Annotated in this window: 1 protein-coding gene and 2 pseudogenes; 1 reads left to right on the top strand and 2 read right to left on the bottom strand. The window is 58.9% G+C overall.

Annotated features, from left to right (window positions below):
* Window positions 1-715 (bottom strand): annotated as a pseudogene (locus tag QZY03_RS05190) (hypothetical protein); the annotation flags it as partial.
* A gap of 526 nt (window positions 716-1,241) precedes the next feature.
* On the opposite strand from QZY03_RS05190, the pseudogene QZY03_RS05185 reads away from it, so the two are divergent.
* Window positions 1,242-1,480: pseudogene (locus QZY03_RS05185) on the top strand (IS5/IS1182 family transposase); the annotation flags it as partial.
* Between the two features lie 26 nt (window positions 1,481-1,506).
* Here QZY03_RS05185 and QZY03_RS05180 read toward each other — a convergent pair.
* Window positions 1,507-1,704, bottom strand: coding sequence for a hypothetical protein (locus QZY03_RS05180; RefSeq protein ID WP_295578730.1), 198 nt, complete (start codon window positions 1,702-1,704; stop codon window positions 1,507-1,509).
* Between the last annotated feature and the right edge of the window lie 359 nt (window positions 1,705-2,063).

Here is a 2,063-nt window from a genome sequence, read left to right as displayed (position 1 = left end):
CGGAGACCCGAATCGGGCCAGTGGTGATCCGGGGGAAGGGCCGCTCGCCCAAGTCGGAATCAACCGTAGTGTCCACGCTGTCGGTGGTGTCCGCGTCCTCCAGATAGGGCACACTGCAAGGCCCCATGGTACGCAAATCAACGGGCGAACTGACTGGCGTCCGACTCGGCCCGACCAGCAGGACGCCGGTCGGCGCCGTTACGTTCACGCACACCGGCGCACCGGACGGGAACTTGAAATCGAAGGAATCTTTCCATGTACTTTGGGAAAGCAAATTGAATCGGATGGTCGACGGATCGCTGTTATCCAACTGATCCGTCGGCTCGATCGATGATCCGACGACGAAGTCGGCGGCTTGCGCACCGGTAACCGTTCCGACATACGACAAATTGGTCGCACTGCGCCCGCCGGTCACCGACAGCGTCCAGGCTCCGGTCGCACAGTCTTGCCACAAGAACGTCGCGGCACCGGTCGCCAAGGTACTGGGCGGCGCCCCGCAGGTGTCTACCGCGGCCCCGGCAGTGCCGCTGACAAAGCTATTGGCACCCACCGCCGCCCCCGCGAGCATCAGCAATTTTATCGCATGAAAGAGACGTGTGTGGTGCGCTACGTGCGGTGAAGTCGTAATGAGGGTAGTGGTCGTTTTCCGAGTGTTCATATAGATCCCCATGCGGGGTTGATTGAAGGTCAGTGCGCCGAATTGTGCCGGTCGCATGTTCAATGCGTCGTCATCGACGAGTCTGTGTCGCCGTTGACCGAAACTATAAGTGAGCGCGCGCAGGGGGAGCCGTGACGCTGTTCTCGTTACTGATGACGCCCGAGTGAGTCAGAAATGATGCGAAGTGTGACTGATCTCTCGCATTACCGAAAATGTGTGATCTCGATTACACGAAGTCGATGGTGATCGCGAGCCTAAGCGACGGGGCGCGCAAGACTCTACCAGACAATCGGATCACTATATATTTCAGGCGGTAACAGCATGGTTTTGCTGACCCTTGCCGGGTGCAGTACGACGGACGTCCAGGACGAGTCAGCATCACTGAACAGTGGGGCTATTACTGAATGGTGTAACCTGGTCTTCGAGCGTCGTCGCTCAGCGCCGCTCTTGATTGCTGCCTGAGTGGTCGGCTCAAACCGCTAACTTTCCTCTTTCCTCTCTGTGGTGGGGGGAGAATTATTAGGTTTTTGGTCTGAGCAGGGACATCTGAGGTTACGAGGGTAAGCGCGAAGCTGCCGGGGGGAATCGGTTGACGCAGTTCGGGCGGGTGAGCCTCGACGGCACCAAGATCCACGCCAATGCCAGTCGCCATAGTGCCTTGTCTTACGGTCATGCCGAGGCCATTGAGGCGTAGCGGAAGGCGGAGGTGCAGAAACTGTTGGCATTGGCCGCGCAGACGGACGGGGAGGTGGTGCCCGTGGGATGAGCGTGTCGGCGGAGTTACAGCGGGGTGAGGTGCGCCTGGCGGCCATCGCCCAGGCGAACCGTGCTGGGGTTCCGCCAGTTCCTCACCCGCGGTCTGGCCAACGTCCAGAACGAATGGACACCGAGAGCCCCGTGGTGCCGATTGCCGGCGCCACGATAGCGTCGTTGTCGTCGGCAGCATGGTTCTGGTAGAGCGGTGCGGCGACGCTGGCCAGAATGCCGATGATCGCGATGATGATCGCGACTTCGATCAAACGAAAACCTGACTGTGCTTTTTTCATGATTGTTCTCGCGGATGAAAGAGTGGGCCTTGAGTCGGATAGCCACCGCTGTGCCGGTGCTTCCGCGGTCCTCCCGCATGAGAAAAGGCATGAAATATGCCAATGAACAAGGGCTGGATCAGATCTCGGCTTGAGGGGGCCAACCGCTTGTCATCGAAGTCATGAGCCCCCGCGATACAGGGTCGATCCGGCTTAGGCCGGGTACCGTGAAGCCGATAGGGAATGCACCGTGTCGGTCATAAACTGACAAAAAATGTCAATTATGAACATCGTCGCCTGCCGGGGGCGATCAGATGGTGATCGAGATTCCCGGTACGCTGTCTCGGTCGTTGTCGTTGTCGTGATCGGATGGTTCGATT

The sequence above is a fragment of the uncultured Lamprocystis sp. genome, assembly GCF_903933125.1.
Classification (GTDB): Bacteria; Pseudomonadota; Gammaproteobacteria; order Chromatiales; family Chromatiaceae; genus Thiodictyon.
The sequence above is the reverse complement of the archived record's forward strand: the minus strand, read 5'-3'. Positions and strand labels throughout refer to the sequence as shown.